Here is a 746-nt window from a genome sequence, read left to right as displayed (position 1 = left end):
CCACCACGGCGTTGAGGTAATCCGGCTGCCCCGGCGGCCCCCCTTGGGCAGGGCTGCGGTAGAGGCTGGAGCGGGCCACCACCTGGCCCAGCCGTGGCAACTTCTCTCCAGCCGTGCGCAACTGCTGCAGCGGATCCCCCAGGTTGCTGCCCAAAGCAATGTAGGCCAGGTCAGGCTTCATGGAAGAGCAGGGCGACGGCGGACGATCTCCACGTAGACATCCTCGAACAGGCCCGGCAGGGGAGCTTGCGGCTTGTGCACCCGCCCGTTAGGGCTTCCAACTGGGGATAGTTCTGCCACAGCCGCTCAGCAATCCGCTCTGCCAACGTCTCGATCAGCCGGTAGCGTCGCTGGGTTACCTCCTCCCGCACCGCCTCGTACACCTGGGCGTAGTCCACTGTGTGGGCTAGGTCATCCGCTTGGGGAACCCAACCAAGCTGCATCTCCACATCCACCACAAAGCGCCCTCCCAACACAGCCTCCTCAGGACGATAGCCGTGGTGGGCATGGAAGCTAAGACCCCGCAGCACCAGCCTAGTGGGGTTCATCGTGGAGACCTGCCCAAGCTGCCAGAGCCGAGACATGGGCCGGGACGTTGTGCACCCGCACCAGGGTAGCGCCCCGGCTGGCGGCAAAGAGGTGCACGGCTACGCTGGCGCTATCCCGCTCCCTGGGCACAGCAATCCCGGCAAGCTGGCCAACAAAACTTTTGCGCGAGGCTCCCACCAGCACCGGGTAGCCATAGG

At 65.3% G+C, this 746-nt stretch carries 3 protein-coding genes; all 3 read right to left on the bottom strand.

The genetic code is table 11. The features are described from left to right. Positions 1 to 181, bottom strand: a 181-nt coding sequence (locus tag NW858_RS09235; protein ID WP_414520349.1) for a 2-amino-4-hydroxy-6-hydroxymethyldihydropteridine diphosphokinase, incomplete at its 3' end; no start/stop codon positions are given. After that, positions 171 to 548, bottom strand: a complete 378-nt coding sequence (folB, locus tag NW858_RS09230; protein WP_414520348.1) for a dihydroneopterin aldolase — start codon at positions 546 to 548, stop codon at positions 171 to 173. The genes folB and NW858_RS09235, both read right to left, overlap by 11 nt. Continuing rightward, a partial coding sequence (locus NW858_RS09225; protein WP_414520347.1) for a dihydropteroate synthase occupies positions 535 to 746 on the bottom strand: 212 nt, incomplete at its 5' end. The genes NW858_RS09225 and folB, both read right to left, overlap by 14 nt.

Origin of the sequence: Synechococcus sp. H55.10 (assembly GCF_047502715.1) — a bacterium.
Classification (GTDB): Bacteria; Cyanobacteriota; Cyanobacteriia; order Thermostichales; family Thermostichaceae; genus Thermostichus.
The sequence above is the reverse complement of the archived record's forward strand: the minus strand, read 5'-3'. Positions and strand labels throughout refer to the sequence as shown.